The organism is Candidatus Paceibacterota bacterium (genome assembly GCA_041660505.1).
Lineage (GTDB): Bacteria > Patescibacteriota > Minisyncoccia > Phycocordibacterales > JACRKE01 > JBAZWG01.
This window is the reverse complement of record JBAZWG010000001.1, coordinates 62,150-84,697: the sequence shown is the minus strand read 5'-3', so window position 1 is coordinate 84,697 and position 22,548 is coordinate 62,150. Positions and strand designations below refer to the sequence as shown.

Here is a 22,548-nt window from a genome sequence, read left to right as displayed (position 1 = left end):
TATCTCTGTGCTGGCGGAGGTTAAACCTCCGCTAATCGGCTCATTTCCTGCCATTTGAGCCGTTGTGTTATACTGGAGGCATTATATTATGAACAACGCTTACAATTGGTACTCGCAACTTGTGAAGCCTTGGTGGTCGCCGCCGAGCTGGCTCTTCGGCCCCGTTTGGACAGTGCTGTATGTGTTGATAGCCGTTTCTTTCGGCACTGTATTTTACAAAACATTCACCAAGCAGATTCCGTGGATTGTGGCTCTGCCATTCGCGCTTAATCTAATCTTCAACTTCGCTTTTACGCCGATTCAATTCGGGCTGAAGAATAATCTATTCGCGGCGTTTGATATTCTCCTCGTCCTCGGCACGCTCATCTGGGCGCTCTTCGCTATTTACTCCTTCGGCCTCAAGCTCCACATAGAGACTGGCGCTCCCACCTATGCATGGATAATATACGCCAACATTCCGTATCTCTTGTGGGTTTCGTTCGCGACGATACTGCAATTAACGATTACGTATTTAAATAAATAAATGTACAAAGGCACAATAATCGAAAATAGTTGGATTACGTGTATAATTAAGAGAAATAGTGTATACTATCCGGATTAATTAAATATTAAGTAAAAGTAATAATATGGAACTCAAAGCTTTGTGCATGAAGGATCGCGATGCGAACAACAAGCCGACGATGCAAATAATGAAAGACCCGCAAGTGTCTGAAAAGAACGGACGATACTCTGCCAAAGGCAAGTGCGAGAAGTGCGGTGGCAACATGTTCAAATTCATGTCCAAGACCGACGCCGAGGCGTTGAAGTAGCAGAGCTGTTACTTAGTAGACAGAATCCAGAGGTTCGACCTTAGGCATCCAAAAGGTCGAACCTCTTTTTTGTTTACAAAAACATGGCAAGTATATTCCATCCCATACTCTTTACAGGCTCAATTTTAGCAACACCGGATGTCTAAAAGATTGAAACGTGTTAATATGTTGTAACCTATGGAAACACGGCACCTCACCATAATGTTTACTGACATCAAGGGATACACAGACCGTTCTTCGCGGCAGACACGCAACGAGCTGGAGGAACTTCTTGATCTGCATGATCGCCTTATCCGTCCAATTTTTCTTAAGTTCCGGGGGACGGTAATTAAAACCATCGGCGATGCTTTCTTGGTGACCTTTGAGAGTCCTACCAATGCTGTTTTGTGCGGTATGGCGATCCAGCGCAGGCTGAGGGGCCACAACGCAAAGGCCTCGAACGAAGCGCTTGAGGTGCGAGTGGCTATCAACTCCGGTGAGGTTTCGGTACGCGAGAATGATGTTTTCGGTCAGCCGGTCAATATCGCGGCACGGGTAGAAGGGCTCGCCGATGCGAATGAAATCTACTTCACCGAAGCAGTCTACCTCTCGATGAATAAGAACGAGATACCAAGTGCAGAGATCGGCTATCGCCATTTGAAAGGTATTCCACATGAGATCAAAGTATACAAAGTGTTATGGGAGACGGGAGCCGGCACTCCTTCCGCGCCTGTACCTGCGGTAAAATCATCGTCTGCCGAAACAATGCCTGTTTCGCCCGCACAAAGCGTTATGGTAAAAAAGGATTATCCGACACCAGTCATTCTTCTCATCATACTCGGCGCTCTCATGCTCGCGAAGCCAGTGATCGGTATTGTTGCCGGCCTGGGTGATTTTGCGAAAAATCTTTTTGCGGGTCCGGGCGGAATCCTCTGCGTAGCTCTCTACTTTTATTATTCCTTTTGCTTGTATGAACTTGCCGAACATTTCAAGGTTCCTCGATCGTGGATGGCGTGTGTTCCGCTTTTGAATATTTTTTACCCTATTACTATTGCCGAGCGACCATGGTGGTGGTATGTGACATATCTAGTCCCCGGTCTGAATGTTGTTATGATTGGTCTGACCTGGGCCGGGCTCTCAAAACGAGCAGGCGTTCCAGCGCGAATCAGCCTTTTCATTTTCGTGCCGGTACTCAATTTTTTTGTCCCGAAATATTTGCTCGCAAAAGCCATGGCCAAAGTATAATTGTCCGAGGTCTCGCCTCGGACATTAGGAATAATTTAAAAAAACCAGCCCCGGTCGCACAATGCGGACCGGGGCAGTAGGGAGAGCTGTGCTACTCGTGCACGAGCTCCCCAAGAACAAAAAATGCAGGGGTGGGGACAGGCGCCCCCCGGGGGATGTAGAGCCGGGCCCTGACCGACCTGAATCCGGTCATGTTTCCGAGGATGTTCTTGCCCTCGGTGTAACCCGTAACTCTGATCGATCCCTCGGCGATGAGGAGCTCCACACCCAGACGGTCCTTCGCGACCATGATGTCGTGAACACGGAACTCGGCCTCGGGCGTGTTGCTTCTCGTGAGTGACTCACAGGTCTCGGTCGAGCTGAACGGCTCACGGCCCAACCAGCAGTGGACCTCGTGCCGCTCTCGAATCGACTCGAGGACCTTGCCTTCCGAGTCTCCGAGTGTGTACAGCACGCGCTTCTCCTGAAGCGCGGCTTCCATCTCCTCTAATGCTGCCTGACGGTCGTTGTCGACCATCATCCACCTTCCTTTCGACGGAACACATCCGCCATCTGCTTGTCATAATAACATACGATTGGTAATCTGTAAATAGTTATTTATAAACTAGACAATACAAGCGACGGGTGTATACTCAATATTGGAGCTTAAAGAAATTTTAAGACTTTATTTATTTAACTATATATTGTATGTCTAGCACAATAAAAGCGATCATAAGTATCATTGTGGTATTGGTTATCTTTTGGTTCTTCTGGATGATGAGCAGTTCTTCTACTCCGGTCGCACAGACAACGGAAGAGCAGGCAACAACCACACCTACGGTTGTAATAGATACAACAGATACAGGTTTGGCAAATGATGCCGCAATTATTGACGCAGAGCTTAATGGCCTCACTGCCGACGCCGCCAACGCAGACAAAGCCAGCGCGACGCAGTAATCTTCATTAACAAATAAACATAAAACTTCTATGATGAAATATAATATAACCGCTAAAATCGCATTGGCACTCGGTACGGTTGTCTTGCTTGGTTCTGCGACGCCGGCTCTCGCCGCAACCCAGCTCGAGACTGTTATTGCCCGCTCGGACAAGCAGATTGATGCACGCATCGCTGATTTGAATACGCTAATGGCTCGTGTCCAGGAAATGAAGAACGTGAGTGCGGACCAGAAGACGAGTATCGCCGCCGATGTGCAAAATAATGTCGGTGAGCTCACTGCGCTCAAAGCCAAGATAGACGCCGATACCGAATTAGCCACAGCCCGCGAAGACGAGAAGTCGATTCTCGGTTCATATCGCGTATATGCCCTTATAATCCCGCGCGGGCATCTCATCGCCGCCGCAGACCGCATTGCGACTCTCGTCGGTATGATGACCACACTCTCCGGCAAGCTCCAAACGCGCATCAATGAAGCTCAAACGGCGGGCAAGGATGTGACGGCTCTGCAGACGGCACTTACTGATCTGAATGCTAAGCTCGCAGACGCCAGCATCCAGGCATCAGCTGCTATTAATTACGTTGCACCGCTAGTGCCGGACAATGGGGATAAGGCTGTAGCTAAGGCGAATCAAGCCGCCCTCAAATCTGCCCGAGCAGATATTAAAGTCGGCACGAGCGATCTCCACGACGCCCGCAAAGATATTGAGACCATCATGAAGGGATTGAAGGCTTTCAATAAGACTTCAGAGGCCACAAGTACACCTACTACCTCCGCACCTTCTGCACAATAGTTGAATGCTTAAAGTCACCAAACTTCACAAAAGCTTCGGTACGCGCACAATATTGGACGACATCTCCTTCACCATCGAAGCAGGGGAGAAGGTCGCGTTGGTCGGCCATAACGGGTCCGGTAAATCGACGTTGCTAAAAATATTGGCTGGGTTGGAAGAAGCAGACTCCGGCAAGGTTCATTTGTCGGCAGGGAAGAATATTGCTTACGTGATGCAAGATACCAGTTTGCACGACGCCGGCCTAAGCAGTGGTCAGAAGACCAAGAAACTACTCATGGACGCCCTGGCAAAAGAGCCGGAGCTGTTGCTCCTGGATGAGCCGACGAATAATCTCGACCTGGCATCATTGGCTTGGCTCGAAGAACTTCTCATTAACACCAAAGCCGCTTGCCTCATCGTCTCGCACGACCGTATGTTCCTGGACAGAGTAGCGACGGCGGTCTTCGAGCTCGACGCCAACACCCACACGCTCTCTGCTACTCGCGGGACGTATAGTGAATATCTAGCGCGTAAAGAGGCGGAGCGAGCACGCGTGCAGACGGCCTATCGTTTACAACAAGAAGAAATTTCGCGCCTCGTACAGAATGTAAAAGATAAAAAAGAAGACGCCTTGCGAGGCGGTAAGCACAAAGTTTCTGACAAAGATAAAATCTTGCAGGGATTCTATCGCGACCAGGCAATTCGCAGTGCGAAGACTGCCAAGGCGTTAGAAAAAAGAATAGACAGAATAGAAAAAATCGAGAAGCCGATATTCGAACAACCGTTCAAAGTGCCCCTGACTGTCGCGAAGAAGGGTGGGTCAAATGATATTGTCATTTCTGATGTTGCATACAAGTATTCTCAAGGTTTTAAGATCGGGCCATTCTCACTTTTTATTCCCGCCAAGAGCCGCATTGCAATAGTCGGCGCGAATGGTAGTGGTAAATCTACACTGATAAAACTTCTCACCGGTGAACTGGCGCCAACATCAGGGAGTGTTGTAATTGGAGCCGGTGTTAAGCTCGCGAACCTGTTGCAAGAGCATGAGTCCTTACCGCGCGAAGAGACGGTGCTTGCCTATCTGCAAGAAACATTTACGCTGAATGTAACCGATGCGTACCGCGCCTTGGTGCATGCCGGGCTCGAGCGCGAGCAGGCGGATAAGACTATCGCCACATTGAGCCCGGGCGGGCGGGCGAGGTTGCTCATGATAATTTTCTCGTTACGCTCTATCAACACTTTAATACTTGATGAACCGACCAATCATCTGGACATCGAAGCGCTTGAAGTGCTGGAAACCATCCTGCAGGATTATGCCGGCACGCTCATCGTCGTCTCGCATGATAGATATTTCTTGAAAAAGATTATGCCGCTAGAATTTTACGAGATGCTAAACAGTAGATTACAAAGAGTTGATAATCCAAGTACATCCTAATTATGGATATTCAATTTCTTGATCGATATATTAATCGGTATATTGAGGCGTTAGATCCCGATACTATTGCTAAAGTTGATAGAACACTGACGCTTCTAGAAACCTTCGGTCATTTGTTGGGAATGCCTCATAGCAAGCCAATACTTAACGGACTGTTCGAACTCAGAATTTTTGGGAAGAAAAATCTCAGGTTGTTTTACACATTCCATAAGGGTAGAGCTTGGATACTGCATGTGTATACAAAGAAAGGTCGGAAGTTGCCAAAACGCGAACTCTATAAGGCACTTGCAAATTTAAGGAGACTGATATAACATATAGGTTATGAATACTTTCGCACAATTTAAGAAAAAGACGCTTCGAAATAAAGAAGTAAAAAAAGCCTACGATGCATTGGGCCCTCAATTTGAATTAATAGAGGCAATTATCAGAAAGCGTATTCAAAAGAAGCTTACTCAGGCCGAATTGGCCTCTCGTTTGGGTACGCATCAGTCAGCAATCGCGCGTCTCGAATCCGGTTCAGAAAACCCGACACTTTCCTATCTGAATGAAATCGCACATGCTGTGGGTGGCAAGCTTCATGTAAGTATTGTCTAAACTAGACGGCCATAAACATTGAAGAGAGAATAAATTGCGGAAAAGTTTTAATAGTGATAGCCTTATTGCGGTAACGGAAACAGGCAGAAAATTCTTGTCCGAACGTGGACTAGAGGAGGAACAAGCATGGCCAAGGCAAAGCTGAAGTACGCCCAAGCCCGCAGGTTTGTCATACCTGCAAGACACGCAAACAATCAATCTGTGATTGTCTACGCGTACCATAACTCACGCGATGCCGAGAACCCTAACCTCGACATCATCATCGGTGGGACACGCGTAGCCACTACGCTCGCCGACTTCTCGGGCGCGCTGGAGCAAGCGGAGGCGGAAACTCAAGAGCACAAGCTCTCGAAAATGCCAACCGAGGTCACGACACCACCGAACTACCGAGGAGAAATGTACGTGGGCATGGAGTCGGACTACGTTTACCTTCGGACGTTTTCCGAAGGAATCAATCAGGACGACGTTTCGGTTCTGTTCGAGCAGTTGCGCCTGGCCATCGGCCTCGCCGTGTTCTCGGCGTAAGACCGCCTGCTAGACTCGAGGATAAGACCCACTGGGACCCGGTGGGTCTCAGTGTTTATGTATAAATCTCTTAATTATTCTTCGTAAGCAAATGCGCTTCTTCGTAAGCTATTGTGCCGCCGACTTTTTTACCGGGGTTAAAGATATTAAGCGGGTCTAAAATTTTCTTTGTTTGGACAAAAAGTTTATAAACTTCACTGCCGAATTCCTTCTCTATATACGGCGTGCGGACAATGCCATCATTATGTTCGCCTGTTATTGAGCCGTTATAGGAGATTACCAGATCATACACTTTTGGCCCCAGCTCCTTTATTATTTCCTTGGTATGTGGATCGGTCAAGTCCATTAGCGGGATGATGTGGAAGTTGCCATCACCCACGTGCCCGGCCACGGTATAGATAATCTTGTACGGCTCGAAGATTTTATTCAGCTTAGGCAAGAACTCCGGCAAATATTGCGGATTAACCACAACGTCGTCGATAAACGGCGCCGTGTGCATGCCGTGGACGTTATTGCGCAAGAGGTTAAAGCTCTCTCGGCGCACGACCCAATACTCTTCTGTTTCTATATCACTTTGCGTCACGCGCATCTTTAGATTGTACTTTTCTTTGATTGCAGCTCGGCACTTTTCTGCTTGCGCTAATGCCTCTTCAACACTGTCGGCCGTAAATTCGGCAAGCAGGACGAGCTTGGGGAAGCCTCCTGTCAGCACCATGCCCACTTCGGGCAAGAAGCTCATGATAAGCGAGCCCAGACTGCCCTTCAAGCGTTTGAGCAGGGCGGGGAAGAATTTGATAGCCACCTTCATCGTGTTGTCGTCGTATGACTCGAAGCTCTCTGGCGAGAACTTGAGCACATCTTGCACCAAGTCGCCCAATATATCGGTGCTCTTCATAAATATAACAAGCATACGTTTATAAGGTTTGGGGTGGATAAGCTGGATCTCGGCCTTGGTCATAAGGCCGAGCGTGCCTTGTGCGCCGACGAAGAGCTGGGTGAGGTCGAAGGTTTTGGCTTGCGGATCATACACGTCCCAGAGTGCGTAGCCGGAAGAATTTTTCGATACCTGCGGTTTGCGAGCCTGCAATAAATCGTAATTATTCTTTACTAAATCGTAGAGCTGTTTATAAAACCTGCCTTCGAAGTTTTCTTGTACCATCTTGAGGAAGAGTTCATGTTCTGTAAGTTTCTTTATCTCATACTCGTTTCCATCAGAGAGAATCATATTCATTTTAGACACATATCGTGCGGTTTTGCCGTAGCGCAGGGTCTTCTCTCCGCCGGAATTGTTGTTGACGACACCGCCCATCATGCAGATCTCTCGTGAGGCCGGATAGGAAGGGAGGAGTAAATTGTTCTTCAACGTCTCGGTCTCGAAGTCGCGGTAGAACATACCCGGCTCTACAACAGCACACTTGGCACCCAGGGCGCCAAGTGAAATGAGTTGGTTCATATAACGTCCGAATATTACCACAATAGATTCCGTAAGCGGTCCGCCGGACATATCCGTCCCGCCGGAGCGCGCGGTAAGAGTAAGCTTCTCGCCTCTAGCGTTTTGTTCGAGCACGAAAGCTACTAGAGCAGAAACATCTTTGGAATGTTTGGGGAAGACAACAATCTGCGGACGTACAGAAAATAGGCTCGTATCCTTGCTATAAGTATCTAGAGTCTTGTCGTCAAACTCAACATCGCCCTCAAGGAAAGTCTTGATCTGTTTGGCAAGTTCCGGACTCTGCATACGTTACTTGTTGGCCGATACGACGTTTACCGTCTTTAGCGTCTGAACGAGCTTGCTGTTTGTACTCTTTGCCGTGAAGGTAATTACGTACAGACCTGGCTTGGTGTAGATATGGGTAAACACATTACTGCTCGTTTGAGACTCTTTGGGCGAGCCGTCTGCCCAGTTTGCCGTGTATGTTGTTGTCTCTGTACCCGGTGCTTCTGCACTGATCACCCAATTAGTCTGTAAACCTGTGGCTACTGATGCCGGACCTGTTACCTCTTTTATTTTAACAATCGAAGTATATGACGGAGCATTCTGGACGACAGGTTCTTTGTTAATACTTGTCGGTTCGTTTACTCCACTCTGGATAGCTGAAGTGTCATCCGGCGCGTATACAGTCTTCTCGTTATCCTTCATAACGAGAAGTGCTACTGCAACAACGACAACTAGCCCTAATATCCACTTTGTCATTGAGTTCATGTTTTTTAATTACGATTTTTAATTTCGTCAGTAATATTCGCAATGAATTCGGCGACGGATTGTGCGCCGACCTTACCTTTGTCACGATGCTCTACCGTAATAGTTTTGTCGTTAACCTCCGCATCGCCGATGACTAGCATGTAAGGCACTTTTGTACCTTTCGCATTGCGTATCTTCTTGCCCAAAGTATCGTTATCTTCATTAAGCTCCACACGGACACCAGAAGCTCGGAGGCTCTCGGCGACCTTTTTTGAATATTCCAAATGCTTATCGGAGATTGGCAATATGGCAACCTGTATCGGCGAGAGCCAAGTGGGGAAGTTACCGGCTAGGTGCTCTATGAGTACTCCCATAAAACGCTCTGTAGAGCCAAGGATTGCTCTGTGAATCACCACGGGTTGTTCTTTTGTGCCAGTGTTAGAGGTATATTCCAGCTCGAAACGCTTAGGCAGGTTGAAGTCGAGTTGGATTGTGGAGATTTGCCACTCACGGCCGATAGCATCCTTCATCATGAAGTCAAGCTTGGGACCATAGAAGGCCGCTTCATTCTCCGCTTCTTTATATTTCCAGCCGGATGCCTTCACTACCTTGCGTAAGGCGTCTTCCGCTTTATTCCAAACATCGTCGTCGCCAAGGTACTTTGATTTATCCTTAGAATCTCTAAGTGAAATGCGCACCCAGAAGTCGGTAATTTTGAAGACATGATATGCGTTGCCGATCATCTCGAGCATCAGCTTAATTTCATTCTCAATCTGGTCCGGCATACAGAACACATGACAGTCGTCTTGTGTGAGGGCTCGCACGCGCGTGAGGCCAGAGAGCTCGCCGGACTTCTCATAGCGGTAATTTGTAGTAGTACAAGTGTATCGTAATGGGAGTTCTTTGTATGAATGCGGGAGTGACTTATAGAGCATCATGAAGTGCGGGCAATTCATCGGCTTAAGGTAATAGTCGTCGTCGTCAATGTGCATTGGATTGTACATCGCATCGTATTTCGACAAATGGCCGGAAATTTCATAGAGCTTGCCCTTTGTAATATGTGGAATCCAGATGGGAACGTAGCCCCTTGCCTCTTGTTCTTCAATAATGTAGTTCTCGATAAGTCGGCGTAAAATTGCGCCTTTCGGGTAGAACATCGGTAAACCTGGACCGACTTCGTCGGCGATCATAAACAGTTCCAGTTCTTTGCCGAGTTTACGATGGTCGCGTTTTTTGGCCTCTTCGAGCATTGTGAGATGCATGTCTAGCGCTGGTTTTGACTCGAAGGCCAGACCGTAGATTCTGGTGAGCATAGGGTTCTTCTCGCTTCCGCGCCAATAGGCCCCGGCAATACGATCGAGTTTGAACGAGTCCGGTGCAATATCCTTGGACGGATTTTCTGCGTGTCCGCCACGGCAAAGGTCTGTAAAATTACCGCAGGTGTATAGGGTGATCTTCTCCCCGCGTTCAGAAATTTCTTTAACCAGTTCAAGTTTGTACTGATTACCGGCAAAAGCTTTTTCTGCACCCGCCTCGTCTACTTCTTGATGAGTGAATTCTTTCCAATTCTGGAGGTTCTTGCGCATCAGTTTCTCTATTTTCGGTAGATCAGCGTCCGATAATTTGTCGGCACCAAAGTCAATGTCATAATAAAACCCCGTATCAATAGCCGGGCCAAGCGTAAGTTGTGCGTTCGGATAGAGCTCCTTAACAGCCTGTGCCATAAGGTGAGCAAGCGTATGGCGAATGTTCTGCAATTTTTCTGGTTCCATAGTATTTAAATTAGTGTCACACCATAATAGCAGATATCTATATATAGACAAATAGAAACAAAAAACACGTCACATGGACGCGTTCTTTGTGGGTTGGGGGATTTGTACTTTCGACAGGCTCCCCCTTAACCTGCCAAGATAATCATCGAACGAGTCCCAGTTGCCGACAAACATCGTTTAGCAACGAGGGTGAGTCTGTCACTGCGTCGAGCGCTTTCAGGCATTCGTGCAACTTGCCGGCTCGCGATGCGGCACAGATAACGTCGAGCACTGCACCACGGCCATGAACGGTCTCGAACCTAGAAATTGCCGAGAGCACAGCCCGTTGGTCCTCCAACGGAATTTCTTTCGAGATCTTCCGGCTTTGTCGGGCAAGAGTCTCGATGACCTCGTGATATTCGAACATCTGGCTCAAGCTGACCTCCTACAATCATGCTCTCATCGTTCGAAAAGAGCAGGGCTGTATAAAGTCTAGCACCGACATAGCCCTTTGCAAGCTCTATTTATCAACACTCGGTGTTGATTTTACGTTGCCATCGTTAACGAATTCTAGGTATTCCGCGGGATTGGAAAATTGTTCGAGTACTATTTCTGGCTTTAATAACTCGCCCCAGCGATTATTGTTGTGGTAATCCTGGTAGCTAGACCATTTGAATGCTTCAACTTCAGCTCTACTATCTAAAACCTCATTCGGGTTATGGTGGATATACGCAGTAAGCATCATGAGACGTTCGTCGTCTGGTTGGTGTACGACTTTGTATGGTCCCTGGAATAAATGTCCCGTCCGATCGTGTTTTATATTAAAGTATTTTGTATACGCGTTCTGCACTCGTTGCAAATAGGTTGCTATTCCTGAATCCTTGAGTGCATGAACGGCGATATGAAAGTGGTTCCCCATAAGTGCAAACGCCAGGAGCTCCACACACCTCGACTCCTTCATTTTATTCCAAAGTTCATCTAGTTCTTTCACCGCAAGTATGTTGTATTCATCAGCAAGAATAAGATCTGTAAATCTCGCGGCGAAATCACTCATATTATTTACCAGGGCAGGAGACTGCAAAAACAAGATAAGAAATAAAAACCGAGCACGGTCTCGATCATCAAGAAAGATTTTTTGCTTATTAATTCCTCGATTCAAAACATGGTAGTACTCATCCTCGCAAATTTCAATAACTCTCATACTTGAGAGTATATCACGAAATATCAACACTCGGTGTTGATAACTTGGCTAATAATAAGGTCTAACGAAGAAAGCTGCCCTTGGAAGCGGTGTTAAGACAACTTCCTCCGGCAGCTTGGTGCTGCAACACGGTCATCGCCAGGTATAAACCCGGCTAGTTTGTTTGTGGCCGCACTTTGTACATCGAAGGTAATCGAGACCAACATCGCCTCGCCATCCTCCGGTGCGCTCTGTATCACAGCCACACTTCTTGCATTTGGGATAATTCACCTTCACTACACAGATCATGTTCACCTCCTATCCCTACATCATTAACAATGAAATTAATATAAAATATGTTATTCGTCAAGCTGAAATAGTCCCTAAACTTTTTGGGGTGGGAGATTCAGCGAGCTAAACCTTCAAACGAAGCTTGAGTTTCGATTCAATCTTTCCTACGCGCGACCGTAAGTCCTCGTGTTCGATTTTAAACACATTGTTTTCACGGATGAACTCAACATCCTGTTTTACTTTCGTTAGATCGGCTCGAACCTGTGTCAATTGGTTCTCGAGGTTGTCGTTCTTGACCTCAAGTTTTTCTATCCCATAATCAATATTTCTGAGTTGCATACCCATAACGTCGAATTGCTTTTTTATCATGACTGCCAGGTCCTCGGTTTTCATTCAGTTATTTTAGCTCTGAACTGAAGGTTTAGGAAGTGGAAAAGATTTCAAGACACACAACTTGCGCATCAAGCAAATGCAATCTGCAAAAACCCCTATTTTAGAGAGTTCAGCTCTCTAAGTATTAATATAAACGAAGAAAGCTGCCCTTGGAAGCGGTGTTAAGACAACTTCCTCCGGCAGCTATGAAAAGAGCTATCGCCCACGAGGTTTCAACATCTCGTTGAGGGCGATTACATGCAGGAACGCGCCCATGATGAAAAACGTTAGCGTTATCACCTCCCAGAACCATGCACGGCTGCTGATTGCGTTGATAAATTCAGCACCACCAGCATGGTCCATGACCGAAACTCCAGCAGCGAAACCGGAAATTCCCAGTAGAATCATCGACACGGCTCCGAATAGATTTGCCATGACAACTCACTCTTCCCGCTTCTTTCGACAAGCTACAATAGTATTTATTATTCGTCAAGGCTCTTGAACGCGCTCGCAATTATGCTCGGTTCACCGTTGCGGAATGAGAGGCGGCCACGGATGGCCACACATTTTTCGGGTATGGCTATTGCTTTGAATTCTTCAAGCACTTTGGGGAAGACGACAACCTCGATTTGGTTGGTAAAGTCCGACACTTTCATGAACGCCATGTGGTCGCCCTTCTTTGTAAATATCGCCTTGAGCTCTTCTATGAGCCCGCCGAAGGCCACGACCGCGCCGTCGGTCTGCGCCTTTATGCTTGTGATTGTAATTCCGGACTTCTCAAATTTTTCGCGATGTTTTTCTAACGGATGGCCGGAGATATAGAGGCCTAATAATTCCTTCTCCCACGCTAGCTTCTCCATAAGCGTCGCCGGTGGCGCAAGCTTAAGCGTCAGTGCCGCGGCCACATGCGGTTCATCCAACAGACCGAATAAGGACGACTGGTGTGCCGTACTTGCCGCTTCTTTATTATATTGCAGAGCGTCGTCGAGATTAAAGATCATAGCCCCGCGCTCACCAAGCTCGTCCATGGCACCGGACTTAATAAGCGCCTCGAGCGACTTCTTATTCAAATTTTTGTGTCTCACGCGGTCGAAGAAATCGGCAAGAGACTTAAAAAACCCATGCTCCGTTCTGTTCTCTATAATAGAGTTCGCAATTTCGGTACCCAGATTTTTTATCGTGTATAATCCGAACCTGATTTCATCACCGGATGCTTTCTTGACGACAGCGAAGTCGCCGAGACTCTCGTTAATAGACGGTGGCAAGACCGGTATCTTCATCCGCTTGCATTCATCGATGACGGCAGCCACTTCGTCCACATCGCCCGACTCCGCCGTGAGTACCGCGGTCATATATTCGGCAGGGAAGTTGGCCTTCATATATGATGTCTGATAGGCTACTCGGCCATACGAAGCGCTGTGAGCCTTGTTAAAGCCATACGCGGCAAAGGGCTCTATCCACGCCCAAATTTCCTCCGCCTTCTTCTGCGGCCATTTAGACACAGCAACACAACCCTTTATAAACTTCTCTTTTTGCGCTTCCATCTCTGCCGGGATCTTCTTGCCGACAGCCTTGCGGAATTTATCAACCTCACCCCAGCTGTAACCAGCGAGATCGTGCGCCATCATCAAGAGGTCGTCTTGATAGACCAAGATGCCGTACGTCTGCTTCAGGATTTTCTCAAGCGCCGGGTCAAGGTATGAGACAAGTTCGGGATTATGCTTGCGCTTAATATATTCCGGAATGAATTGGATCGGGCCCGGGCGATAGAGAGCCACCATGGCGTTGATGTCGTGAATGCTGGTCGCCTTCAAATCTTTCAAGAATTTAGTCATGCCTTGGCCGTTCAGTTGGAAGAGCCCCATCGTCTCTCCGCGCGCGAGCATCTGAAATGTTTTCTTATCATCCAAGGGTATTGCTTCTATATCTATGTCTTCGTTGCGTACGGCTTTTACTATGCGAACGGCGTCGGCAAGAATTGAGAGATTTCTGATTCCCAAAAAGTCAAATTTCGTCAGTCCAACGCCATCTTCACCCACGGTATACATATCGTACTGCGTAATAATTTTACCACCCTTGGGGTCAAGCTGGAGCGGGGCGTACTCGATGAGCGGATTGGGCGCGATGACGACACCGGCCGCATGCACCGAGACGTGGCGCACGCACCCCTCTAGCTTCTTCGCGATATCTATAATATCTTTTACTTTCGGATCAGCGTCGTACATTTTCTGGAGCTCCGGCTCTACCTCGAAGGCGTGTTCAATAGTCATAGGGAAGCCTTGAGAGCCAAGCGGGATGAGCTTGGAAATGCTGTCGCCCAATATATATGGATGACCGAGTGCCCGTGCCACATCACGTACAGAGCCTCGCGCGAGCATCGTGCCGAACGTGCCTACTTGCGCCACATAGTCATGCCCATACTTTTCTTTAGTATATTCAAGCACTTCTTCGCGCCGATTATCGGCGAAGTCCATATCAATATCTGGCGCCGACGGACGTTCAGGATTAAGGAATCGTTCGAACGGGATTTTATAAACCAGCGGGTCGATCTTCGTAATGCCGAGTAAATATGTAGTCATCGAACCTGCAACCGAACCACGAATGTTGCTGTAGATATTACGTTCGGTGGCGAATCGTATCAGGTCCTCCACGACGTGGAAATAGGCGGCATAACCTTTCATCTTAATTATCCCAAGCTCATACTCCAAGCGCTCGACTACTTCCGGTTTACCAGTAAGCCCGCGGCGCTCGATACCGGCGAATGTTTTCTCGCGCAAGAAGTCGTCGGCACTTTTCCCTTCAGGGAGAGGGAAGTTGGGGAAGATAAATTTACCCAGAGTCAGCTCAACGTTGCAACGCTCCGCTATTTTTAAAGTATTATCGCAGGCCTCCGGTGTGTCCTTAAAAAGTTCATAGGCTTCATCGCCGTTAATAAAGGAGCCGTCCATTTCGCCGAAGCTGTAGCGGTTGGCGTCGGTCGTCGTGCCGTCGGTGTTGATGGCGAGTAATGTCTCGTGCGCGTGTTTGTCGTCTTTGTGTAGGTAATGAGAGTCTTGCGTAGCGACAAGCGGGATACCCGTCTTCTTCGATGCTCTTATGATAAACTCGCGCATCGTTTTTACATCGGCAATACTGTCGTGCGCCATTATCTCGAGATAATAATTATCTTTACCGAAGATATTTTGATACTCGTCTATGACGCGATAAGCTTCCGCTTCGTCGCCGGATTGGACTGCTCGCCCTAGCTCGCTACCAAGGCAACCGGACAAACAAATTAGTCCTTCAGCACATTCTTTTAGCAATTCTTTGTCAACGCGAGGCTTGTAATAATAGCCTTCGAGCGAAGACTTGGTGACGAGCTTCATCAGATTCTTGTAACCGGTGAAATTTTCTGCAAGCAGTGTGAGGTGATATCTTTTATTATCGATACCCGGTTGTTTGTCGAATCTTGTACGATTGGCAACGTAAGCCTCGAAGCCGAAGATAGGTTTGATATCTTTTTTTTTGCAATATTGATAGAACTCGATGGCGCCGTACATGTTGCCGTGGTCAGTCACCGCCAATGCCGGCATCTCATACTGCTTCGCGAGCCTAATGAGTTCCTCTGTTTTTGATAACCCATCGAGCAGGGAATAGTGAGAGTGTGTGTGGAGGTGAACGAAGGGTCGCATGGTGTATGCAGTGTAGCTCATTATTATGAATAAAGAAAATTTGCGTTTTTGGTTAAAATAGGGTATTATTTGCCCAACAAGAAATAAACAATAAATAATACTGAAATGGTAGTACACATGCGACATACGCGGGCACACCGCGACAATAGACGATCCCATCACGCGCTGACCGAGACGCCTAAGAGCGTTTGCCCTAAGTGCAAAGCTCCTGTCCGCTCACACACGCTCTGCATGACCTGCGGCAGTTATAATGGCCGTGAAATCATCGATGTCATGAAGAAGACCAAGAAGGCTGAAGACAAAAAGAAGAGAAAAGCAGACGCGGCAAAGCAGTCATAGTTTTTCCACTCACGTTTAGAGGTTCGACCTTGAGCATCTAAAAGGTCGAACCTCTTGTTTTGCTTGAACCTTTTTGAATTCTGGGGTACAATAAATTTCGACATGGCCAATAGGCACCTTTCAAGAAGTATCGTTTTACAATCACTCTTTGAGCTCGACTTCCGCAGTCAGCCCTTGGCTAACCTCCCGCATATCCTCGAGAAAAATATAGAAGAATTCGGACCCGGTCTGACCGACAGGGAATTTGTTGACGTTCTCGCACAAGGCGTTGCCAGTAAACGCAGTGCGCTTGACCAGCTTATTGTGAAGGCCGCGCCGGAATGGCCATTGGATAAAATCTCGATGGTTGATCGCAACATCCTGCGTATCGGCTTATACGAGCTTTTATTTTCGGAGAAGGGCGAGGTGCCAGCCAAAGTTGCCATTAATGAATCGATAGAACTGGCGAAGACGTTCGGCGGGGAATCGTCTGGCAGATTTGTGAACGGCGTGCTCGGCACGGTATATAAAGAGATGGGCGAGCCGGGCAAGAACGAGAAGCCGAAGAAGAAGGAGAAAAAATCACGCAATAAAATCCAAGATTATTCTCCTGCCGATCTCGAAAAAATGAACGTAGAGAAAATAGCGGGAGGAGTTGTATATACAGTAGAAGATGGAGAAATTTATTTAGCTCTCGTGCATGATATTTTCGGATTCTGGACGCTGTCGAAAGGTCATATCGATTCGGGAGAGAATGACAAAGACGCTGTCGTGAGAAAGATAGAAGAAGAGTTGGGTTTACACACGGTGGTTGAGGCCGACTTAGGGCACAACGAATACATAGCGAATGACGAGCACTCAGGGAAGGTGCGCCGACAAGTAGTATATTTCTTGCTCAAGGCGCCTTTGCGCGATGAGTTAATCCACAATTCCACCGGCCTTGACGATGCAAGATGGTTTGAGGTGCATGAAGTCGTACACCTTAAAATTTATGACGATTTAATACCAATAATTACTAAAGCCATAACACTTGTCGCGAAATAATGACTAGGAATTAGAAGGCGAGGCCTTCTAGATGCTCAAGGCCTCGCCTTCTAAGACAAAATAATTTTATGCTAGAAAAATTCGAAAAGACCATCGGCGTACAGTTCCAAAATAGAGAATATATCCAGCAGGCTTTGACGCATCGGTCATATTTAAATGAGAATCCCAGCTTCCAGCTTTCGCACAATGAACGGCTTGAATTTCTTGGCGATGCAGTTTTAGAATTAGTGGTGACGGAATATCTCTATCACAAATACCCCAAAGTGTGGGAGGGCGAGCTCACAGCATATAGAGCGGCGTTGGTGAATACAGTGAGTATTTCTCAGATTTCGTCATCGCTCGACGTTCAGAAGTTCTTGCTAATGTCTAAGGGTGAAGCCAAAGATACCGGACGCGCACGCCAGTCGATATTGGCCAACGCCTATGAGGCAATCATTGGCGCTATATATCTTGATCAAGGTTATGCTGTAGCCAAGGACTTTATCGCCCGTACTTTAATTCCAAAAACCGATGAGATAGTAAAAAAGAAGTTGTGGCGTGACGCAAAGAGTGCTCTGCAAGAAGTGTCACAAGAAAAACGCAGTGTCACCCCGCGCTACGAAGTGGTGGGCGAAGAAGGTCCCGACCATGACAAAGTCTTTACCGTAGGCGTCTTCCTTGGCCCGGATCTGATTACAAAAGGCAAAGGCCCGTCCAAACAAGAAGCGGAGCAAGACGCCGCGCGAAGCGCCCTCGATAAACTTGGCTGGTAGCACACAAGGTAGTCTTGTGTGCTAGCTTATAAAACGAAAAGCTGCCGGGAAGTGCGGTTACAGCAACTTTCCGGCAGCTTGGCAGGAGCTACGTGTTTTCGAAGGTAAAGGTGGCGCAGTAGCGCACAGGTTTCTTCCCAGAAGGTCTCTCCACTAGGCGGTTGCCATTGAGCAAGAGAGCCCTTCTCCCGCTCTTGCACAGCAAGTCGAAGAATGTAAGCGTGACGAATGCGTTACGAACGGACACGCCTCTCTTGCGTCCCACGCGTACCAAGAACAGAGCAGTGTGAATGAATTCCTCCTTGCCTCGAGGCACTGAGAAGCAGGCCTTGAGCTCTCCGCTCTTGACAGTGATGGACGTGAAATTTTGACCACCATCATTACACGGTGACCATTCCTGCTTTAAGATTTGCTCAAGCAGGTCCGCAGGCCCATAACCAAGAACCTTTATTTTCATAGAACTCCTTTCAGCACTTCCGTGTACATAACTAACACAATTCGTTGCGAACTTCAACTTATCGAATCTACTTCTCTGTCTGCAATTTCTGATCTCGTTCGAAGCGTTCGATTCCCAATTTGATGAGATTATCAAGTAGTTTTGGTTGCGGCATGCCGGAGGCTTCCCACAGCTTGGGGTACATGCTGATTTTGGTAAAGCCAGGGATAGTGTTGATTTCATTCACGAAAATCTGACCGTTCTTCTTGAGGAACATATCAACTCTACCGAGTCCCTCACAGTTCAGTGCCTTGAATGTCTTTATCGCTACGTCTTGCACTTTCTTTACAATATTTTTTGGCAATTTTGCCGGCACTTCTAAGCCCGCTCCGTCCGGGTCAATATACTTCGCATCATAGGAGTAGAAGTCTTGATGCGGGATGACTTCGCCCGGCACCGATGCCATCGGATGCTCATTGCCGAGGACGGAACATTCTATCTCTCTGCCTACTATCATCTCTTCTATCAAAACTTTTGTATCGTATTTAAATGCTTCTGCTAGCGCTGATTTAAATTCTTTCTCATTCTTTACCTTGCTCACGCCAACCGATGAGCCCATGTTGGCCGGCTTTATGAATAGTGGGGTACCTAATTTCTTCTTAGCTTGCGCAAATGTAATTTTTTCATAACCGGCCACGGTGATAAATTTACCAATCGGTATGCCGGCGTCGCGGAGTAATCGCTTCATCACATCCTTGTCCATCCCGACGGCCGAACCGAGCACGCCTGCGCCGACGAATGGCACGTTGGCAACTTTAAGTAAGCCCTGAATACTGCCGTCCTCACCAAATGGTCCGTGCAAGACAGGGAACACCACATCGATACTACCCATCGGCTCCTGTGTAGAAAGCGCAGTAATCTTCCCGGCGCTTTCTGGAGCAAGTGCTACACTTCTACTTGAGGAGTTCAGTTTGATTAACTTAGGATCGGCTGCATTTAGAAGGTAGTTCAACGGGTCGTGCAAAAGCCACTTGCCATGCTTGTCAATGCCAATAGGCACCACGTCATACTTCGTCCTGTCTAAAGCCTTAATGATATTTTGCGCCGACTGTAAAGAAACCTCATGCTCTGCCGACTTCCCGCCGAACAGCACCCCAACTCTGATCTTGCCCCCTGTTTTCTTTTTCATATATTGTGAATATAGCACATTGTCCACTACTGTAAAACCTTCGCTATGATATTATATGTCTATGTACCTCAAGTCGCTAGAGATAGCCGGTTTTAAATCTTTTGCCAAGAAGACCAAATTCGAATTCAGCTCACCGGTTACGGCCGTGGTGGGGCCTAATGGCTCCGGCAAGAGTAATGTTGTGGAGGCATTCAGATGGGTCTTGGGCGATCAATCAGCTAAAGGCATGCGCGCCAAGAAAGGCGAGGATTTTATCTTTCATGGCTCACAAACTGCACAACGTTTACAGCATGCGTCTGTCGCTGTCACGTTAAATAACGTCTCCAGATTTCTTAACATAGACTTCGATGAAGTTACTATATCACGGCATGTGTATCGTGACGGCGTTAATGAATACTATTTAAACAATTCTAAAGTTAGATTAAAAGATATTGTAGAACTACTTGCGGGCGCCGGCCTCGGCACCTCACAGCATCATATTATCAGCCAAGGCGAGGCGGATAGACTTCTCTATGCCTCGAGCACAGAGCGACGCGAGATGATCGATGACGCACTCGGCTTGTCTTTAATAGAATATAAGAAAGACGAGAGTGAGAGAAAGCTGGCGAAGACAGAAGAGAACTTGAAGCAGGTCGAACTCCTGCGAAAAGAATTGGCACCTCATCTTAAATATTTAGAGAAACAAGTAGAGCAAATTCGCAAAACCGAAGCGGTGCGTATCGAGCTTGAGGCGTTGGCGCGCGACTACTTTACTCACACCTTTGGCCGGCTGGATGAAGAACGGCAGGCGCATGTGATAGAACTGGAGCGATATAAACTTGAGCGCGACAAGCTCGATGTGACGCGCCGCGAGCGTGCACAACAAGGCAAGCACGCCGAGAATCGCGCTACCCAAGAGCTTGATAAAAATATCAGAGAGTCAGAGGCGGAAATCAGTAAGATTACCTATGAACGGCTAGAATTATCGCGTGAAGTTGGCAAGATGGAGGGTGCTTTGGGAGAAAAGCAGCGAACACTGACGACGCTCGCCTCACCGGCGAACAGCACTAGCGAGAGTTTTGTTAAAATATCAGAAACACATCTCTCGTCACTCGTACATCGCGCGAGCGCACTGGTGCATGAGCTTGAGAGTTTGGCTGACATTAATTTTTTGAAGGCTAAGGTTCGCGAGCTTATAAAAGATATTCAAGGTTTATATCATAGGGGCGACGATGCAAATGCGGGAGATGAGAACGAGACGCGTCGGCAAGAACTTGGCAACGAGATATCAGCCCTCACCTTCGACCTCGAGATGCAACGGCACGAGATTGCCGAACGTGAGACGAAGGAGAAGGTAATGCGTGAGCAAACTGCCCGCCTGCGCGTGTCACGAGATTTACTGGCGCAGGAGTCAATCGAGGCCGAGAAGCGTTCGCACGAGGAGGAGATAACGCTGGAGCGTTTGACTGCGCGTATTGACAGTCTGACTTTACTTGTGGCGCAAGTGGATGAACGCGAGAAGAATCTGAAGCAGGCATTGTCTGATATATCGTATGTGATACAAAAGAACTTGCTTAGCCCCTCCCTGACCCTCCCCGAAGGAGAGGGTGGGATAACACTAAAGTCCAAAGACGAGCTCGAGACACTCTGGCGTAAGATTGAGCGTATGCGAGCGCGTATCGAGGAATTTGGCGGAGTCAACACCGATGTACTCAAGGAGTACGACGCGACCAAAGAGCGCGATACATTCTTAATGACAGAAGTCGCAGATCTGGAGAAAAGTCGGTTAGCATTGGAGCAGGTCAAGACAGAGCTGGAGAAAAAGCTTGAGACACAATTCGAGTCCGGGATAGAGAAAATAAATGCAGAGTTCGCGAAGTATTTTGAATTACTTTTCGGCGGAGGAACGGCTTCACTCAAAGTTGCGGAAAAAATCAAACGAGTAAAAGTTGCGGATGAACTTACACAAGAATTAGCCCCTGTAATACCTGATAAACCCGAGCTCGGTCTCGAGATAGACGTCTCTCTCCCACGCAAGAAAATTCGCTCGTTGGATCTCTTGTCCGGTGGCGAAAGAACATTGGTCTCGATAGCACTCTTGTTCGCTGTTACGCAGGTAAATCCGCCGCCATTTTTAGTATTAGACGAGACAGACGCCGCGCTCGACGAGTCTAATTCCAAAAAATATGGCGATATGCTTGAAGCGCTCTCTTCACAGACTCAGCTCATCATTATCACGCATAATCGCGAGACGATGGCTCATGCCGGCATTCTGTATGGTATAACCTTAGGCAACGATGCAATCTCGCGCGTCCTCTCCGTAAAGCTTGACGACTATGATACAATAAAAGCATGAGTAAAAAAGGAACGTTAGTGCTCGTCAGACACGGCGAGTCGTCATTTAATAAACTCAACGTCTTTACAGGTTGGCTTGATGTACCCTTAACTGCCGATGGAATAAGAGAGGGGCAGGAAGTTGCCGAGATTTGCAAAAAATTCGAATTCGACTCTGCGTTCAGCTCTCATCTCGAGAGAGCGCACGAGACTTTACTTATAATCTTATCGTGCCAAAGGAAGCTTGGAATATTCGAGCATGGTAAGAATCCTTGGTACAGCATGGTGCGTACCGGCCCGCTCGCGATGAATAAGAAGCAATTGCTACCGATATATACAAATCGCGCATTGAACGAGCGAGCCTATGGCGCCCTGCAAGGCATTAATAAAAACGAGGCGGAGAAAATGTATGGTGTAGAGCAGGTGCGAGACTGGCGTCGAGGTTATGAAGCCACTCCGCCAAAAGGCGAGAGCCTTAGGGATGTGCACACAAGAGTAATGGAGTATTTTACAAGTTCAATACTGCCTAGGCTTAAGCGCGGTCAGACGATACTCGTTGTAAGCCACGGCAATACGATGCGAGCGCTGATAAAACATCTCGACAATATAAGCGATGAGAAAATCCCATTGCTAGACCTGCCATTTGCCGCCCCGCTTGTCTACGAGTATAGCGATAACATATTTACGAAAACGGAGGGCGGATATAACTACGAACGCGGGATGCGCTAACAAAATATCTGCAAATGTGGTATAAT

General features: G+C 47.6%; 24 protein-coding genes. 13 read left to right on the top strand and 11 right to left on the bottom strand.

Annotation, left to right across the window (positions count from 1 at the left end; genetic code table 11):
* Positions 1 to 88 precede the first annotated feature (88 nt).
* The 3 genes from WC764_00450 (at position 89) to WC764_00440 (ending at position 2,033) form a co-directional block, all read left to right on the top strand.
* Positions 89 to 523, top strand: coding sequence for a TspO/MBR family protein (locus WC764_00450; protein MFA6006193.1), 435 nt, complete (start codon positions 89 to 91; stop codon positions 521 to 523).
* 103 nt (positions 524 to 626) lie between these two features.
* Complete coding sequence (locus WC764_00445; GenBank protein MFA6006192.1) at positions 627 to 809, top strand: DUF5679 domain-containing protein; 183 nt, start codon at positions 627 to 629, stop codon at positions 807 to 809.
* A gap of 177 nt (positions 810 to 986) precedes the next feature.
* Positions 987 to 2,033, top strand: a complete 1,047-nt coding sequence (locus tag WC764_00440) for an adenylate/guanylate cyclase domain-containing protein (protein ID MFA6006191.1) — start codon at positions 987 to 989, stop codon at positions 2,031 to 2,033.
* A 91-nt stretch (positions 2,034 to 2,124) separates the two neighbouring features.
* Here WC764_00440 and WC764_00435 read toward each other — a convergent pair whose 3' ends face one another.
* Entirely contained in the window at positions 2,125 to 2,553 is a 429-nt protein-coding gene (locus tag WC764_00435; protein MFA6006190.1) for a hypothetical protein, read from the bottom strand.
* A 167-nt stretch (positions 2,554 to 2,720) separates the two neighbouring features.
* On the opposite strand from WC764_00435, the gene WC764_00430 reads away from it, so the two are divergent.
* The 5 genes from WC764_00430 to WC764_00410 all read left to right on the top strand — a co-directional run bounded on the left by WC764_00430 (position 2,721) and on the right by WC764_00410 (position 6,294).
* Positions 2,721 to 2,969, top strand: coding sequence for a hypothetical protein (locus WC764_00430; GenBank protein MFA6006189.1), 249 nt, complete (start codon positions 2,721 to 2,723; stop codon positions 2,967 to 2,969).
* Between the two features lie 33 nt (positions 2,970 to 3,002).
* Positions 3,003 to 3,761 (top strand): hypothetical protein, encoded by a 759-nt coding sequence (locus WC764_00425; protein MFA6006188.1) that lies wholly within the window; start codon positions 3,003 to 3,005, stop codon positions 3,759 to 3,761.
* 4 nt (positions 3,762 to 3,765) lie between these two features.
* Positions 3,766 to 5,175: an ABC-F family ATP-binding cassette domain-containing protein gene (locus WC764_00420; GenBank protein ID MFA6006187.1), complete on the top strand. Its 1,410-nt coding sequence runs from the start codon at positions 3,766 to 3,768 to the stop codon at positions 5,173 to 5,175.
* 321 nt (positions 5,176 to 5,496) lie between these two features.
* On the top strand, positions 5,497 to 5,769 hold the full coding sequence (locus WC764_00415) for a helix-turn-helix domain-containing protein (GenBank protein MFA6006186.1): 273 nt from the start codon (positions 5,497 to 5,499) through the stop codon (positions 5,767 to 5,769).
* A gap of 201 nt (positions 5,770 to 5,970) precedes the next feature.
* A complete protein-coding gene (locus WC764_00410; GenBank protein MFA6006185.1) occupies positions 5,971 to 6,294 on the top strand; it encodes a hypothetical protein in 324 nt (107 codons plus the stop codon).
* Positions 6,295 to 6,364: 70 nt separating this feature from the next.
* On the opposite strand, the gene WC764_00405 is transcribed toward WC764_00410, so the two are convergent.
* The 8 genes from WC764_00405 to dnaE all read right to left on the bottom strand — a co-directional run bounded on the left by WC764_00405 (position 6,365) and on the right by dnaE (position 15,762).
* A complete protein-coding gene (locus WC764_00405; protein ID MFA6006184.1) occupies positions 6,365 to 8,032 on the bottom strand; it encodes an FAD-binding oxidoreductase in 1,668 nt (555 codons plus the stop codon).
* 3 nt (positions 8,033 to 8,035) lie between these two features.
* Complete coding sequence (locus WC764_00400) at positions 8,036 to 8,497, bottom strand: PKD domain-containing protein (protein ID MFA6006183.1); 462 nt, start codon at positions 8,495 to 8,497, stop codon at positions 8,036 to 8,038.
* 5 nt (positions 8,498 to 8,502) lie between these two features.
* The gene (gene thrS, locus WC764_00395) at positions 8,503 to 10,248 is read right to left on the bottom strand and encodes a threonine--tRNA ligase (protein MFA6006182.1); all 1,746 of its coding nucleotides are present in this window, start codon (positions 10,246 to 10,248) and stop codon (positions 8,503 to 8,505) included.
* 142 nt (positions 10,249 to 10,390) lie between these two features.
* Positions 10,391 to 10,663, bottom strand: coding sequence for a hypothetical protein (locus WC764_00390; protein ID MFA6006181.1), 273 nt, complete (start codon positions 10,661 to 10,663; stop codon positions 10,391 to 10,393).
* 84 nt (positions 10,664 to 10,747) lie between these two features.
* Positions 10,748 to 11,281, bottom strand: coding sequence for a transposase (locus tag WC764_00385; GenBank protein ID MFA6006180.1), 534 nt, complete (start codon positions 11,279 to 11,281; stop codon positions 10,748 to 10,750).
* Between the two features lie 540 nt (positions 11,282 to 11,821).
* The gene (locus WC764_00380) at positions 11,822 to 12,091 is read right to left on the bottom strand and encodes a hypothetical protein (protein MFA6006179.1); all 270 of its coding nucleotides are present in this window, start codon (positions 12,089 to 12,091) and stop codon (positions 11,822 to 11,824) included.
* A 195-nt stretch (positions 12,092 to 12,286) separates the two neighbouring features.
* Complete coding sequence (locus WC764_00375; protein MFA6006178.1) at positions 12,287 to 12,505, bottom strand: hypothetical protein; 219 nt, start codon at positions 12,503 to 12,505, stop codon at positions 12,287 to 12,289.
* A 47-nt stretch (positions 12,506 to 12,552) separates the two neighbouring features.
* Positions 12,553 to 15,762 carry a DNA polymerase III subunit alpha gene (gene dnaE, locus WC764_00370; GenBank protein MFA6006177.1) on the bottom strand — a complete coding sequence of 1,070 codons (3,210 nt, stop codon included), beginning with the start codon at positions 15,760 to 15,762 and terminating at the stop codon, positions 12,553 to 12,555.
* A gap of 84 nt (positions 15,763 to 15,846) precedes the next feature.
* On the opposite strand from dnaE, the gene rpmF reads away from it, so the two are divergent.
* The 3 genes from rpmF to rnc all read left to right on the top strand — a co-directional run bounded on the left by rpmF (position 15,847) and on the right by rnc (position 17,855).
* A complete protein-coding gene (gene rpmF / locus WC764_00365) occupies positions 15,847 to 16,080 on the top strand; it encodes a 50S ribosomal protein L32 (GenBank protein ID MFA6006176.1) in 234 nt (77 codons plus the stop codon).
* Positions 16,081 to 16,182: 102 nt separating this feature from the next.
* The gene (gene nusB / locus WC764_00360) at positions 16,183 to 17,103 is read left to right on the top strand and encodes a transcription antitermination factor NusB (protein ID MFA6006175.1); all 921 of its coding nucleotides are present in this window, start codon (positions 16,183 to 16,185) and stop codon (positions 17,101 to 17,103) included.
* A gap of 68 nt (positions 17,104 to 17,171) precedes the next feature.
* Positions 17,172 to 17,855 carry a ribonuclease III gene (gene rnc / locus WC764_00355; protein ID MFA6006174.1) on the top strand — a complete coding sequence of 228 codons (684 nt, stop codon included), beginning with the start codon at positions 17,172 to 17,174 and terminating at the stop codon, positions 17,853 to 17,855.
* An 88-nt stretch (positions 17,856 to 17,943) separates the two neighbouring features.
* Here the strand turns inward: rnc and WC764_00350 are convergent, their stop codons facing one another.
* Positions 17,944 to 18,312, bottom strand: coding sequence for a hypothetical protein (locus tag WC764_00350; GenBank protein MFA6006173.1), 369 nt, complete (start codon positions 18,310 to 18,312; stop codon positions 17,944 to 17,946).
* A 67-nt stretch (positions 18,313 to 18,379) separates the two neighbouring features.
* A complete protein-coding gene (gene ddlA / locus WC764_00345) occupies positions 18,380 to 19,480 on the bottom strand; it encodes a D-alanine--D-alanine ligase (protein ID MFA6006172.1) in 1,101 nt (366 codons plus the stop codon).
* A 55-nt stretch (positions 19,481 to 19,535) separates the two neighbouring features.
* Here ddlA and WC764_00340 point away from each other — a divergent pair, with 55 nt between their 5' ends.
* Entirely contained in the window at positions 19,536 to 21,815 is a 2,280-nt protein-coding gene (locus WC764_00340; protein MFA6006171.1) for an AAA family ATPase, read from the top strand.
* Positions 21,812 to 22,522, top strand: coding sequence for a 2,3-diphosphoglycerate-dependent phosphoglycerate mutase (locus WC764_00335; protein ID MFA6006170.1), 711 nt, complete (start codon positions 21,812 to 21,814; stop codon positions 22,520 to 22,522). The genes WC764_00340 and WC764_00335 overlap by 4 nt, the downstream gene beginning before the upstream one ends.
* Positions 22,523 to 22,548 lie beyond the last annotated feature (26 nt).